This window comes from Pseudoalteromonas sp. NSLLW24 (genome assembly GCF_015864725.1).
In the GTDB taxonomy this organism is placed as follows: Bacteria; Pseudomonadota; Gammaproteobacteria; order Enterobacterales; family Alteromonadaceae; genus Pseudoalteromonas; species Pseudoalteromonas arctica.
Window position 1 is genome coordinate 94,754 of record NZ_JADYWQ010000012.1, and the last position, 15,005, is coordinate 109,758.

Annotated in this window: 9 protein-coding genes; 1 reads left to right on the top strand and 8 read right to left on the bottom strand. The window is 42.5% G+C overall.

Annotated features, from left to right (window positions below; translation table 11 throughout):
• Positions 1–42 precede the first annotated feature (42 nt).
• Positions 43–1,932, top strand: coding sequence for a monovalent cation:proton antiporter-2 (CPA2) family protein (locus I6E72_RS13495; RefSeq protein WP_197112636.1), 1,890 nt, complete (start codon positions 43–45; stop codon positions 1,930–1,932).
• Positions 1,933–2,060: 128 nt separating this feature from the next.
• Here I6E72_RS13495 and I6E72_RS13500 read toward each other — a convergent pair whose 3' ends face one another.
• From I6E72_RS13500 to I6E72_RS13535, 8 genes are all read right to left on the bottom strand, one after another.
• Positions 2,061–2,669, bottom strand: a complete 609-nt coding sequence (locus I6E72_RS13500; protein WP_197112638.1) for a hypothetical protein — start codon at positions 2,667–2,669, stop codon at positions 2,061–2,063.
• A gap of 332 nt (positions 2,670–3,001) precedes the next feature.
• The gene (locus tag I6E72_RS13505) at positions 3,002–3,715 is read right to left on the bottom strand and encodes a hypothetical protein (RefSeq protein ID WP_197112640.1); all 714 of its coding nucleotides are present in this window, start codon (positions 3,713–3,715) and stop codon (positions 3,002–3,004) included.
• Positions 3,716–3,854: 139 nt separating this feature from the next.
• On the bottom strand, positions 3,855–5,645 hold the full coding sequence (locus I6E72_RS13510) for an alkaline phosphatase (RefSeq protein WP_197112642.1): 1,791 nt from the start codon (positions 5,643–5,645) through the stop codon (positions 3,855–3,857).
• An 11-nt stretch (positions 5,646–5,656) separates the two neighbouring features.
• On the bottom strand, positions 5,657–7,246 hold the full coding sequence (locus I6E72_RS13515; RefSeq protein ID WP_007580433.1) for an alkaline phosphatase: 1,590 nt from the start codon (positions 7,244–7,246) through the stop codon (positions 5,657–5,659).
• Positions 7,247–7,455: 209 nt separating this feature from the next.
• Positions 7,456–9,891 (bottom strand): TonB-dependent receptor, encoded by a 2,436-nt coding sequence (locus I6E72_RS13520; protein WP_101217640.1) that lies wholly within the window; start codon positions 9,889–9,891, stop codon positions 7,456–7,458.
• A 207-nt stretch (positions 9,892–10,098) separates the two neighbouring features.
• Positions 10,099–11,838, bottom strand: coding sequence for a solute:sodium symporter family transporter (locus I6E72_RS13525; protein ID WP_180961364.1), 1,740 nt, complete (start codon positions 11,836–11,838; stop codon positions 10,099–10,101).
• A 102-nt stretch (positions 11,839–11,940) separates the two neighbouring features.
• Complete coding sequence (locus I6E72_RS13530; RefSeq protein ID WP_197112644.1) at positions 11,941–14,001, bottom strand: glycoside hydrolase family 31 protein; 2,061 nt, start codon at positions 13,999–14,001, stop codon at positions 11,941–11,943.
• A gap of 107 nt (positions 14,002–14,108) precedes the next feature.
• Positions 14,109–14,876, bottom strand: coding sequence for a sulfite exporter TauE/SafE family protein (locus I6E72_RS13535; protein WP_331458561.1), 768 nt, complete (start codon positions 14,874–14,876; stop codon positions 14,109–14,111).
• Positions 14,877–15,005: the final 129 nt, after the last annotated feature.

A 15,005-nucleotide genomic window follows, 5' to 3' on the forward strand; every position in this document is an offset into this window, starting at 1 on the left:
ATGCTCAAATACCTTGAGCATAAATAGACCTAGGATAAACGCGTGTTAGAAATTGCTTTAATTTATTTAGCAGCAGCCATAGTAGCTGTCCCTATTGCAAAACGAGTCGGACTTGGCTCTGTGTTAGGTTATTTAATTGCCGGCATACTCATTGGCCCTTATGCGCTGGGTGTTGTGGGCGATCAAACCGATGTAATGCACTTCGCTGAATTTGGCGTAGTAATGATGCTGTTTTTAGTGGGCCTTGAACTACAACCTTCGCGTTTATGGACATTACGCCACTCTATTTTAGGGCTTGGCGGCTTACAAGTTGTGTTATCGGCAGCGGCTATATTTGCATTTTGTTATTGGTTTTTTGCCATGCATTGGCAAACCGCACTCGCCATTGGTTTAATGCTGGCGCTCTCCTCTACCGCTATTGTACTACAAAGCCTTGAAGAAAAAGGCTGGCTAAAGCAAGAAGCCGGACAAAACGCATTTTCGGTATTGCTGTTTCAAGACATCGCCATTATTCCTATTTTAGCCCTATTGCCACTGCTTGCATTTGCCCCGCAAACTAGCACAAAAGAAATCAGCGATTCGATTATTGCAAGCTGGCCTGTATGGCAACAAGTATGTGTATCGGTGGCGGTTATTGCCGCTATTATTGCCGGCGGTAAATATGTATCGGCCCCGTTATTTAGATACATTGCTCAAACACACATGCGTGAAATATTTACTATTTTTGCACTGTTTTTAGTGGTCGCTATTGCGCTAGTTATGCAAAGTATTGGTTTATCGCCTGCTTTGGGGACTTTTTTAGCCGGTGTTGTACTTGCCGAGAGTGAATTTAGACACGAATTAGAAGCCGATATAGAACCCTTTAAAGGCTTACTTTTAGGATTGTTTTTTATAACTGTTGGCGCATCAATTAACTTTGAACTGCTATTTAACGAGTTTAGTACTGTTATTGGCTTAGTGGTTTTACTTATTGTAGTTAAAGCCTGCATTTTATTTGCCCTTGCCGTTACCTTTAAAATTAACAGTAAACAGCAGTTATTATTTGCCCTAGCCCTTGCCCAAGGGGGTGAGTTTGCCTTTGTACTGCTAAGCGTAACCACAACCTTAAGTATTTTAACGCCCGAGCAAACCAGCCTTGTTACCTTAGTTGTCGCAGTATCAATGCTAATAGCGCCGTTATTACTTATGGTTTATGAGCAAATACAAAAACGCAGCAGCAGTGCTATGCCTGAGTTTGATAAGCCAGAGCAAATTAGCACCGCTAAACACGTAATTATTGCGGGCTACGGACGTTTTGGCCAAATTATGGGGCGTTTACTGCACGCGCAAGGCTACGAAATTACCGTACTTGACCACAGCCCTAGCCAAATAGAATTACTACGCCGTTTTGGCAATACCGTATTTTATGGCGATGCCGCACGCCAAGAACTCCTTGAAGCCGCAGGCGCGCACACCGCGCAAATGCTGGTAATTGCAATTGATAACCCCGATAAAACTATTGAGATAATTAAGCTCGCGCATAAAAACTACCCGCAGCTTAAAATAGTTGCTCGCGCAATCGACCGCCGCCATGCGTATCAGTTACTTAATTTAAAAGTAGATGCGTTTAACCGCGAAACAGTCGACTCAGCTATTAACCTTGCCGTAGAAGCACTCGAGTTACTAGGTAACACTAAGCAAGATGCAGAGCGCGCCGGTAAGTTATTTAGAGACCACGACCGCGCTGCAGTACTGCAACTTGCTGCATTATGGGGAGACGACGCCAGCTACGGCGTAGCAGTTCGCCAACGCATGGAAGATTTAAAACAAGTGCTACAACAAGATAAACAAGCACAAAGCGATTTAAATACCTGCGACAGCGGCGATTGCGAAGACGGCTTAACAGAAGTAGCGAGTAAACCTAAAAAGCCTGATGATGCTCATCTTGAGTAATTTAGGTAGTTGGTTTTGTAGTGTCTGCTGATAGTGCTAAAACAGCATTAAATGGACTAAAATAGTGGATTGCGATGTATAAACACAATCCACTGTTTTAGATTATTTTTAAAGTTCTTATTATAACTCTACTTCAACTTTTCAAGGTACTTAGCAGCAGACCTTGTCACTGTGTATATAGGTAAACTTGTACCAACTTCGCTTATAAGTAGCAGATTTAATTTGACCAATGTATTCAAATCATCGGGTAAAAATTTAGGCTCTTCAATTTTAATAACACCAGGTTCATCAACAAATCCCATTGAAATTTTAGGAACTTCATTATCGTTAGCTCCCCAAGCAACATCAAAGAAATTTATTGAATTCATTTGAATAGAAGATGAGGTGGAAGAAACAATGCTTTTTAATATATGAATAGCTTGATCTGAAACTCCCTGAGTTGGATCTATTTCTTTAGCTATTTCTTTAAAATCATCAACTTGAGAAGCTAGCTGTAATAGCATAGCATCCAGATTAGCTAAACTTTTTTCAAGTTCTGTGTGGTTTTTAGTTAAAAGTTGCTTAATTTTCAAACCCAACAAATGATTGCTTTCTAGGCTCTCGATTAACCTACAGTGCCTACTCTCACTAAGCCATTGAATAAAATCATTATAATCCTCTCCACTACGAGCTCGTCCCTCTGACTTCCATACTGAAACGAGCCCAATAATTGTCGCTAATGAACTAAAAAGCTCCATAGTTACTCCATATTGATATCTAATTTTCTCAATTATCGCATGATTCTTTCATGCAGAAACTTGGCTTGAGTTATAACCACTCTATCAGGGGCGTTTTCTTATTTTCACGTCAAAACGTCCCTATTATATGAACTTCTATTAATATCAAATAGTGTAAATTATTACCAACTATAAATATTATGTGGCTGATGGTGTAGGTTTTATAAAAATAGGAAAGTGTTTGTTATATTACTGGGGTGGGAATGGCTTAAATTAATCTATTTTTGAAAAATTGGCTTGTAGCTCACAGCCGCCTGTCATTCTTTCAGCTATGAGCTACAACATTTAAAAACCTAGTGGTGGTGCCCGCCTTGAATAGCCTCGCCCTGCTGGTTGTAAAAACCTGTCGCGCTGTGCTCAATAAAACCAAGGTTTATCATTTTCGCTAAAAACGGGTCGTTTTCGTTATCGCCTATATCGGCGTAATCGGTGGTTTGAAAGCGGTCCCATTGTGCAAATTGAGCACTAATTAATGGCTCATCAGTGCTTACATTATTAAGGCTAAGTAAGGTAGTTGTTTGGCTTTTTTTATTACTAATACTAAATGTTTTAACTAATTTTGAATGCGTTAAAAAGGCGAGGTTAAAGTCGTTGCCATTTTCGCTCAATGTATAGTTTTTTACTTCATCGCAGCCTGTGCCTTGTGTGCTTACTAGGGTCATTTTTTCGATTAGGTGGTTATCCACCAGCTGACTTTTAGCACTCCAATTTTGTACGCCGCGTACCTCAGATGGTTGGTATTCAATGCCGCGTTGCTGGGCGTTAAAGTAACGTATTGGTCGTATTTGATTATTGGCTAAGTGCTGCCAAAGCTCGGTTATTACTTCACTTTGGTGCGCTACTTGCTGATTGTTTCGCCAAAGAGTAAGTGACTCGCTACTTTGCTGTGCTTTATGGCTGTTGGTAATTTTATAATCGGCTTTTAAATGCTTGGCATCAATATCACATTGCGAGGCAAAGCTACTTGTACTTACAAGCGTGGCAATTATTAATAACGCTTTTTTCATTTAGCTATCTCTTATTTATATTTCAAGTTTATGGCAATAACATAACGATTATAAATGTCAGTTTAATGACAAAAACCCCGCAAAGTAGGCGGGGTTTTTTATTTAGCTGTATTTAACTAAATTTATAACTAGCGAGTATTTATTGCGCTAGTTTTTCGTCTGCTGTTTTTACAAAATCAGCTGCAAAGTCCATTACATGGAATAAAAAGCTTTGCTCGTTTGTGCCTGTTACCAAGTGTGCACCTGGCCCCATTGCATAAACGCCTACGTCTTCACCGGCATGTGTTTCTGAGCCCATTGGTACCAGTGCTTCTTGATGAAAACCAGGTGTTGTTGTATCAACATCTGTTAAATCAACACGCCCTGTAACAGGTGCAAACGCATAACCTGCATCGGCATCGGTCTCGCTGCCTAGGTTTCTAAAGCCACCACCATTGGTGTAACCAACCGTTGTATAAGGCATATCGTCGGCAGCTAAACTTGGCTCAGTTGCGCCTACTGCAACCACTTTACCTAAAATTGGGTTACCGCGTTTAGGGTAACCAGCAATGGTAAATACATGGCTGTGATCGGCAGTTACAACTATTAATGTTTCTTCTGGGTTGGTGTTTTCCATCGCCACTTTAACGGCTTTAGCAAGCTCAATAGTGTCGTTTAACGCGTTATAAGCGTTACCCGCATGATGCGCGTGGTCAATTCGACCCGACTCAACCGTTAAGAAAAAACCTTGCTCGTTGTTATCAAGTACGTTTATTGCTTTTTCGGTCATTTGTGAAAGCGAAGGCTCGCCTGCTACATCGTTTGCGCGGTCAGCTTCGTACTGCATGTGGGATTCGTTAAATAAGCCAAACACTTTAGTGGCGTCGTTACTTATTGCATCAAAACCGGTTTGATCCATTACGTACGTGCCATTTGGATATTGCGTTTTCCACTCTGCGGTTAAGTCGCGGTTATCTGTTCGATCCCCTTCAACAGCACTTACTGCATCGGTTGAATTAAACGCGGCATCTTTTGGTAAAAAGTGACGACGACCGCCGCCCATTACTACGTCAATACCGTCTACATCAACACCACTAAAGCGTGCTTCTAGATTGGCTTCAAAGTTAACCAGTTGCGATGCAATGTCTTCACATGTTGCGGCACTTTCTGGCATATCGGAGATATCTTCCCAGTTACGCTCTGCCGATTTAGCATACGTTGCAGCTGGTGTTGCGTGAGTAATACGCGCTGTCGAAATAATCCCTGTTGCTTTGCCTGCAATTTCAGCAAGCTCTAACGAGGTAACAAGTTCGTGCCCTTTGCCTGATGCACAATTACCACGTTCAACTGCTTCATCAATACCAATAACGCCTGCGTCGGTTTTAACGCCCGATGCCATTGCGGTCATAGTTCCTGCCGAATCTGGCGTTTGCGCATCTACGTTGTATGTTTTTACAAAGCCTGAAAAAGGCATAGTTTCAAAGCTTAACTGGTGATCTTCACCCATTTCGCCCTCTAACTGACCCGCTAAAATACGTGCTGCGGTTATGGTAGAAATACCCATACCATCGCCCACAAATAAAATAACGTTTTTAGCTTTGCCTGATTCAGTAACAATGTTGCTACTGGCTGTTTGTGCAGCACCTAATTTTGTTTGTGCTTCACTAAACCACGTATTGCTAGTGAGCGAGGCTAACTGCTCGGTAGTTAACGACGTTGCAGGTGCATTACACACTAAATTAGTTGAGTTAACTTCGTCGCTATCTAGCACGTCGTTATTATTGGTATCTGCGCCTACTTGCGTCTCTACACCGCCATTAATGCACTGCTCAGAGCCCACTGCAATAGCGTTATCTACTGCGATAATATTGTTTTCATTTTTGTTATCGTCACTCGAGCAACCTGCTAGCGCGACCATTACTGCCAAAGAAAGTACCGTTAATTTGTTCATGTTAGCCGCCATTATTGCTGAGTTAGTTCAAGAGCTTGATTAATTAGATGAAACACTACGTTTTGTTCAATTACGCCTTGTGCTAGCTGAGCACCAGGACCTTTTGCATGTAAAGATATGTCTTCACCTGCGTGTGTTTCTGAGCCCATTGGTACAGTTGCTTCTTGGTGAAAACCTGGGGTTGTTGTATCTACGCCATTTAGCTCAACACGCCCTGCTACAGCAGCACTTGTGTAACTTGCATCAGCATCAGTCTCGTCGCCTAGATTTCTAAAACCTAAGCCATTTGCGTAACCTACTGTGGTGTACGGCATATCGTCGGCGGCTAGGCTTGGTGTTGTTGCACCTACTGCAACTACTTGACCTAAAATTGGATTACCACGCTTAGGGTAGCCTGCAATAGTAAATACATGGCTGTGATCGGCGGTTACTAAAATAAGGGTTTCTTCTGGGTTGGTGTTATCTACCGCAGCTTGTACGGCTTTAGCAAACTCAATCGTGTCGTTAAGCGCATTGTATGCATTACCCGCGTGGTGCGCGTGGTCAATTCGACCCGACTCAACCGTTAAGAAAAATCCGTTATCGTTTTTACCAAGCACTTCAATTGCTTTAGTGGTCATATCGGTAAGTGAAGGCTCGCCCGCTACATCGTTTGCGCGGTCAGCTTCGTACTGCATGTGGGATTCGTTAAATAAACCAAATACTTTAGTGGCGTCGTCTGCTATTGCATCAAAGCCTGTTTGATCCATCACGTACGTAGCATCTGGGTATTGTGTTTGCCACTCAGTTACTAAGTTGCGCTCGTCAGTACGGTCGCCTTCTATAGCGCTTACTGCATCTGTTGAGTTAGCCGTTTCGTCTTTTGGTAAAAAGTGACGACGACCGCCACCCATTACAAAATCAAGGCCGTCTACGTCGGTACCTACAAATCGTGCTTCTAGGTTTTTTTCAAAGTTAACCAGTTGCGATGCAATGTCTTCACAGCCACCCGTTACGGCATCTTCTGGCATATCTGATACGTCTTCCCAGTTACGGTCAGCCGATTTAGCATATGTGGCAGCAGGAGTTGCATGAGTAATACGTGCTGTAGAAATAATACCGGTAGATAGCCCTTTAATTTCAGCCAATTCAGTTGCGGTAATTAGCTCGTTACCTGCCACTGTTGAACACACGCCGCGTTCAATATCTTCGTCTACACCAATAACGCCCACATCGGTTTTTACACCCGAAATAATAGCCGTCATCGTGCCTGCTGAATCAGGAGTTTGCGCATCTACGTTATACGTTTTAACTTGTGCAGAGTACGGGAACTCTTCAAAACTTAAATAACCTTCTTCGCCAGATTGATTATTACGCTGCCCTTGTAAAATGCGCGCGGCGGTAAGTGTAGAAATACCCATGCCATCGCCAACAAATAAAATGACGTTTTTAGCTTTAGTGGCTTGTGTAGCCTGCGCTTGTGCTGTTTTTGTTGTTAGTTTAGTTTGCGCAGCGCTATACCAGCTGCTGTCTTTTTGGCTTTGCGGTAGTACATCAGCATGGCTAACTGCGCTAAACGCAAATGTTAGCGCGATTGCCGCAGCGACTTTTTTAATTTTCATCCGTAATTCCCATTGTTTAGTGGTTATTTTTTGAAATGTGTAAACACAAAAAAGATCAACCGCTGCACTATAGAAAACAGATGTGACTAATAAAGGTAATTTTGATGAAAGTAAGATGACTAAACTATTACAAAAATAAGTCATAAAAAAAGCGCAACGTGTTAAACGTTGCGCTTCTAAGGGAAATTATTGAGGGAGTTATTTAAATATTAAAAACGTGCTTTAAACGATACCCCAAAGTAGCGCTCTGCATCGCGCGGTATTTGGTAACGGAAGTTATCGCCACTGTAGGTAGTTACGTAGCTTTCGTCGGTTAAGTTTTTAGCAATAAGTGATACTCTAAACGCGTCATCTTTAAACGACAAACCCACACTTGCGTTTAAAATACCGTAATCTGGTAATAAAGCAGCTGGGTTAAATTCACCTACGTTGTCTGGTAGGTCTGAGTATTGCTCATCGGTGTAAATGTATGAGCTGTTTATGTGTACGTTAAAACCATGGTCGGTTTCAATAAAGTAATCAGCCGTTAGTGAGTATTTAAGATCTGGCGAAAATGGTACATCTAAACCTGAGCGGTCAGTACACGAGCCAGCGGCTACCTCTGCCGGACAATTAAACTCGTCAATTTCAGCTTTAATGTAAGCAACACCACCGGTAAGCGTTAGCGACTCTGTTGCAGCCCACATAAAGTCAACTTCAACACCTTGTGTGCTTACATCGCCCGCATTGGTTAAGCGGGTAATACAGGTGCCGTCTGAACAGTCAAAGTTGTTAGCTTGAAAGCCTTCAATTTCGGTTCTGAAAAGAGCCATGTTAAATACAAATTCGCGGCTTGCGTATTTGTAGCCTATTTCATAAGCGTCTGACTCTTCAGGTGCTATTTCGCGGCTGTCGTTATCTGGATTAAAGTTATAATAAATATTAAAACCAGGGCCTTTGTAACCTTGCGAGTAAGTACCGTATACCATTTGGCCATCGCCTAAATCGTATTGCATACCTAGACGACCCGATACGTTGGTTTCTTCGGCTTTGCCTTCATCATCTGTATTAAGTGTTGCTGGGCGCACGCCTACACCGGTGCGGCCATATACATCATTACTTACACGGCGATGCGTGTAAGACACTTCATCGTCGGTGTAACGAATACCAAATAAAACGCGTAAATCTTCAGATAAATCGTAGGTACCATCGGCAAAGGCTGCCCAGTTATTAAATTCTGTGCTCATAAAAGCAGTGGCCGATACAATATCGTTTGCGTTACAGCTAACGCCTAGGCCTTGTGTGTAACCTTCTAAGTCAGCAAGTGCTGTATCAAGCTCAGCGCCCGATAAGTTATTTTGCGCGTAAAAAGCCATTGCGCTATCAAGCTGGCCACCATTATTTTGGCAACTTGCATCGCGAGTAAAGTTACGTTGTGAATCCATGTTCCAATAAAATAAGCCGGCAACATAATTAAATGGCCCAGCTAGGTTTGATGTAACTCTAAACTCTTGTGAAAACTGATCCCATTGCTGTGCACCAATATCATGTAACTGAAACGGCGCTCCAAATACCGGCTCGCTGCTGTCGCCAGCAATAGAGGTAAAGTCGCCTTCGCGGTATTCTGTGTTATCCCATGAACGCTGTGCTGTAATTGAAGTATACGTATAGTCGCCAATTGTTTTATCAACTTGCACCGAAAATGCGCTATGTTCGTCAATTGTGCGCGACTCGTAGTCATGGTCAACTTTGCGCTGGTCGAGGTCAATATCGGCTACACCATCCACAATGCCGTTACTGTTTGGCGCTGCTTTTGAATCAGGATTACGGCCACTTGGCAGGGCTTCTAAATCGGCACAACAGTCGTCATCTGCGTTATAAAACTCAGCTATAAATTTTACGCTTAAGTCGTCCTCTGGCTCATATTTAAATACAGCACGTGCACCTTCGCGGTCATAACCGTTTACTTTTTCGTTGTTGTAAACGTTATCAATGTAACCGTCAAACTTGCCTTTAAATACCGTTAAGCTAGCGGCTAAATCGTCGGTTAAACCGCCGCTTATAACACCTTTAAAACGGTATTCGTTATCTTGATAAAACGAGGTTTCTACGCTGCCGGTTGTGTCGTACGACGGATCTTTAGTGGTAATATTTACCACACCTGCTGAGGCGTTTTTGCCAAATAACGTACCTTGTGGCCCGCGTAATACTTCAATGCGGTCTACGTCGTATAAATCGGCAAATGCTTGACCCGAGCGGCCAAGTACCACGCCATCAACAACAGTTGCCACACTTGGTTCGGCAGCAATACTAAATGAAATAGTACCAATACCGCGCACTGTTAGCGCTGAGTTACGTGTTGTGGTGCCTTTTCTAAAGCTAACCGAAGGAACAAGTGACTGTAAGCCTTCCATGTTATTAGCAAAAGCTGAATTAATTTGATCGCTATTAAGTACCGATACCGCAACAGGTACTTCGTTTAAACTTTGCGTTCTTTTTTGTGAAGTAACGACTATTTTTTCAAATGTATCGTTTTTAGCTGTTTCTGTTTTTTGTTGTTCTTGTTCGGTTTGCTCTTGCTGTGCATGTACCTGCGCGCTAAGCGCTAAACCGGTTGTCATTGCTAACGTGACTGCCAAGCTTAAGACGGACTTTTTAGCTCTCATGTCATTCTCCATATTGTGCGTGTGCTGTGTGGTACCGCGCTAGCAATTGTGTGAGTTGCTAAAAAGCGGTGTCAGTGTGTGTGATACTTTCCTTAAAGCTCTTATATCTTATATAAGAGCTTTAAATTTAAACAAACTATCTTACTAATGCAAACATTATGTGAATTAAATGTGATTTAAGTTTGGTGTATAGAATATGGCCGCACGTTATGCGGCGTTTTTAGCCCCAATACGCGCTAAGCTATTTTCGTAACGAACCTGCCAACGACGTACACTCCACCAGCTAAGCACTAAAACAGTAGACCAAACAGCAACTAAACTTGGTACAAAGTACACACTGGTTCCACCCACTAATCCGAGCGGCGAAAACAATATATACAAGCTAACAATCAAGCCTACTAATACAATTGCGCAAGGTAATGCGTATTTCCAAGGATTAAGGTCTACCTCAGCTTTGCGTGTAAATTGCCATGGTGTTTTAAGTGGTTTGTAGTAACCAATACCCAGCATTATTGCCAATTCAATTATGAACAAAATGGCGTAAATATGAATAAAGTTAATGTCTACATCCCATACAAATTTAAGCAAGGTGTAGGCAATAATATGGAATATAATCGCGACTTTAGCGCCCAGTGCAGGCACTTTTCGAGTAAATAAACCAACCAATACAATTGTGATGACCGGAATGTTGTAGAAACCTGTAAACACACGAATAATGTGCCATAAACCTTCAGGCGCAAACATCAATAATGGCGCAGTTATAAACGACAATATGGCAATAACAATACTGGTAATTTTGGCTACTTTTATAAGTTGGCTGTCTGTTACTTTATTTTTTTTCATTGGCTTATAAACATCTAAGCAAAATAAGGTCGCCGCGCTATTGAGCAATGAATTAAATGAGCTAAATACAGCACCTAGCAATACGGCCAAAAAGAAGCCAGATAAATACTGTGGAAGTACTTCTTTTACCAAATGTGGGTAAGCTAAATCGATAGTTGGCAGGCTTTCGTGTTTATAAAGATGGTAAGCAATAACGCCTGGGATCATCATCATAAAGGGCACTAGCACTTTAAAGTACCCTGAAAACAACACCCCTTTTTGGCCTTCAACTAAGTTTTTAGCGCCCAGTGTACGCTGGATCACGTACTGATTGGTGCCCCAATAAAACAAATTAGCTAAGATCATGCCTGTAAAAATAGTGCCAAATGGCACAGGATCGTCGCTGCTGCCAATAGCGTTGAGCTTTTCTGTATCGGTATTTACAAGGGTGCTTAATCCTTCTGAAAAACTCCCGTCACCCAATGCAATTAAACCCAGTGTTGGCACTAAAATACCAATAATAAGTAGCCCAACACCGTTAATAGTATCCGACACCGCAACCGCCTTTAAACCACCAAATACAGCATAAATAGCCCCAACTGAACCCACTGTAATAATGGTCACAATTAGGCTTGCTTGGTAGCTCATATTTAATAAGGTGGGTACATCAAAAAGTCTAAGTACGGCAATTGATCCTGAGTACAAAACAGAAGGGATCGTTATAAAACAATACCCTACCATAAATAAGATCACCGTCATGCGTCGTACGGTATCGTCAAAACGATCCCGTAAAAATTCAGGTAAGGTAGAAAACGCGCCCGCTAAATAACGAGGCAAAAAGATCAACGCCATAATAATGGTTGAGATCCCTGCGGTTACTTCCCACGCCATTGAGCTTAGGTTGTAACCATAAGCTGAGCCATTAAGGCCAATTAGTTGCTCGGCCGATAAGTTAGTGAGGATCATCGACCCTGCTATAAATGTACCTGTTAACCCACGACCCGCTAAAAAGTAGCCATCTTGGGTGTTAACTTCCCCTTTGGTTTTTTGGTACGAGATATATCCCACCAGCGCCATAAACGCCAAGCACGATAGCAGTGTCATGGTAATGTTCATACCTTCCATCTTGCGCCCCTTTTAGCTTACTTTACTCGGTAAAAAGCAAGCTAATATCTTTATTATTGTGTGTTGTATGTGTGTTGTGTGTGTTTTTTATTAAGCCGAGTTTTATTTAGGCCATGCTGTTAATTGGCTCATGTCTTGTTCTGTGTGTTGAACCTCTGGGCCAAGCATTAGGCTGTCGCCTTCGCGTACAAATACTGCCATTTCTTCAAGTGCGAGTGTGTGCTCGTAGTACTTACCACCTTCGTAAGATTGTTTATCAGGAAAGCGAATCCAATTGCCTTGCGGTAAATAAAACTTAACTTTACCGTTTGGTACTACACACGGCACAACCAGTAATTTTTCACCGCACATAAATTGCTGATCAAAACTATGTGCCAGTACATCATCAGGAAATGCCAATACCATGGCACGCTGAATCGGCAAGCCTGTTTGCTGCGCTTGCTCTGCACATGTTTGTAAGTACGGAATTAACTGGTAGCGTAATTTAAGTGCTGCAAATACCGCATCACTTGCTTGCTCGGTGTAAGACCACGGTTCGCGAGGACCAATACCGTGTAAGCGCATATGTGCGCTAAATACCGACGCTTGTGCCCAGCGCACGTAAAGTTCTGCGTCGCGGGTGTCTTTGTAAAAACCACCAATGTCGGTTGCAAAAAATGGCCCACCCGACATACCCCACGCTAAACTGCCACGAATGCTTGCCGCTAAACCCTGCCAATCGGCTTGCGGGTCGCCGCCCCACTGTGCAGGAAAACGTTGGCTGCCCGTCCATGCTGAACGGCTAAACAAAAATGGCCCAGTTTTACAGTATTTTTCGGCGGCCTCAAAAACGCAGCGGTTGTACAACATGCTGTAAACGTTGTGCAGCCTAATACCGCTATCACCACTGTGAGATATCATATTGTCGTCTTCTAGCTGCTCGCCAAAATCCGCTTTTATCATATCTACGCCAAGCTCAAACAAAGGCTTATGCGACTCAAGCCAATATTCGTAAGCATCAGGGTGCGTAAAATCTAAAATACCCGACTCAGGTAGTGGCGTAAGTACTTCGCCAAATGGGCTTAAATCCCACTCGTATTGATACGCTTTACCTGTGCGTTTGTCTTTTATTAGCCAACCGTTTTCAGCCGCTTTAGCAAATAATGGGTTATTTACCGAGATCATCGGGTATTCCCACACACAAATTTTAAAATCCATCGCTTTTAATTCATCAAGCACAGGTTTTGGGTCGGCGTAGCGTGTTGGGTCCCATTCAAATGCAAAGCGGGTGTCGGTGTCTTGCCATGCACGGCCATCAAGAGTAATTACGTCGCACGGCATATTTTTAGCGCGTACTTCGCGGGCAACACTGAGTAATTCGTCAGCATCTTTGTAATACGCTTTTGATAAAATAACACCAAAGCTCCACTGCGGTGGTACCGGTGCAAAACCTGTTAGCTCGCAGTAACGGTTGATGCTTTGGGCAGGTGTTTGTTCTTGATATAAAAATACATCTAGCGCGTCATCTTCAACTAAACATACATATGCACGTTGCGACCAAAGTGCATAACCTACGCCATGAGTTACCGGTGCGGGTGTATGTACAAATAAATTCCAGCCTTCTGGGCTCCATGCATACGGGGTATTTTTATAAGACTTTTCGGCGTTAACACCTAGCGCATCGTGGTTGTATGAACGAATAAGTTGGCCGCGTTTATCAAGCTTGCCCCATTTTTCGCCAAGACCATACACGGCTTCGTCGTAGTTAAGCTCTAGGCTTAATATCCAGCCGTTATCGGTTTTAGCCAGTGGCGGTAAACGGTGCTGGCGTACAAAGTGACCATCAGTTGCTGATTGCTGTACTAGCTCATCGTTTTTATAAAGTTTGAAATGAAAAGGCTCGCTGTAAAATTCTAGGCGGTATTCGCCACCACTTACGCTGTAATCATTATTGTTTTTGCTAAGTGTTAGGGGGTATTCTGATGGGGTTGTGGTTAATATTTTAAATTGCTCGTCATGCGTGGTGCCTGCATTTAAACGTAAACCAAACTGGCTTATCGTTACGCTAATATCACCAAACTGAGTGGGCAAAACCAGCACATTACCTTGCAACTTTGGCTGTGCGGTTAAGCGTGCTGGCTCTATTGCGTTCCAGTCTGGCTCACGTAATTCAAATGCATTCATGGGAGTTCCTTAACCAATTATTAGTCTTGTATAAGACACAAGTTAAATAATTGTAATCCCCATGTCAACGTAAATAAACTCAAGATGAATTATTTACATCGCGATTTTTAAAATATACCCGGCGCCGATGTTGCCACCAGCGATACACCACTTAGGCCAAGCAATGCAATTGCTATAATACGTACCCATTTAGCGTCAACGTAGGGCGTTAATTTACGAGCAAAATGCGTAACTAGCAACACTAAAGGAATAGCCGCTGCAATTAAAAACATAATGTCGAGCCCAGGCAAAGTACCAAATAAAGCGATACCTACACGTACTAGTCCACCAATAGTAAATACCGCTAATAACGTACTGCGAATAGCTTCAATAGACCAACTTTGCTTATAACATTGAAACACAAGCGGCGGCCCTGAGGTTGAAAACAACCCACCAAGTAACCCACTTACTCCACCGGCTATTAAAAATGAACGAGGACGACTTTGTTTATTTGTACGCTCGCGGCCAATCAGCATTAAAGCGCAGCAAAGCAAAATGCTTACACCTAAAGCAAAGTTTAAATAGTGTGTTAAATGTGACGACATATATTCAAGTAGTACAAAACCTAACAGCATTAGCGGAATACCGGTATACAACATAAGTTTTAGCTCGGGTACTTTTACCGAACTGCGGTTTTTAACGACCACGGTTGTTGAATTAACTAACCCCAGCAAACTCACTAAAAATGTAGTTGCCGTGAGTGGCAATACATCAAGTAACGTAAAGCTTGCAACCACCAGCAACCCAAAGCCAAACCCGCTAAGAGTTTGCATTACAGTGGCAAGGCTTAGGCACAGCGCCATAAGCAAAATGAGTTCAAAAGAAATACTGAGCACTTTTAATTTCCTAAGGGTGAGCTATTGTAGTGTAACGATTTGTTTTTAGGCATAATGTATATTTTGCGCCTATTAAACATTACAGCAGTAGTTCACGTTTAATTGAGCTAGCGCAAATATGCGTAAAAG

Bases quoted from the DNA above. Each gene is read 5' to 3' on its own strand.
- I6E72_RS13520 (WP_101217640.1), bottom strand. From the start codon at position 9,891: ATGAGAGCTAAAAAGTCCGTCTTAAGCTTGGCAGTCACGTTAGCAATG.
- I6E72_RS13515 (WP_007580433.1), bottom strand. From the start codon at position 7,246: ATGAAAATTAAAAAAGTCGCTGCGGCAATCGCGCTAACATTTGCGTTT.
- I6E72_RS13525 (WP_180961364.1), bottom strand. From the start codon at position 11,838: ATGGAAGGTATGAACATTACCATGACACTGCTATCGTGCTTGGCGTTT.
- I6E72_RS13530 (WP_197112644.1), bottom strand. From the start codon at position 14,001: ATGAATGCATTTGAATTACGTGAGCCAGACTGGAACGCAATAGAGCCA.
- I6E72_RS13505 (WP_197112640.1), bottom strand. From the start codon at position 3,715: ATGAAAAAAGCGTTATTAATAATTGCCACGCTTGTAAGTACAAGTAGC.
- I6E72_RS13500 (WP_197112638.1), bottom strand. From the start codon at position 2,669: ATGGAGCTTTTTAGTTCATTAGCGACAATTATTGGGCTCGTTTCAGTA.
- I6E72_RS13510 (WP_197112642.1), bottom strand. From the start codon at position 5,645: ATGAACAAATTAACGGTACTTTCTTTGGCAGTAATGGTCGCGCTAGCA.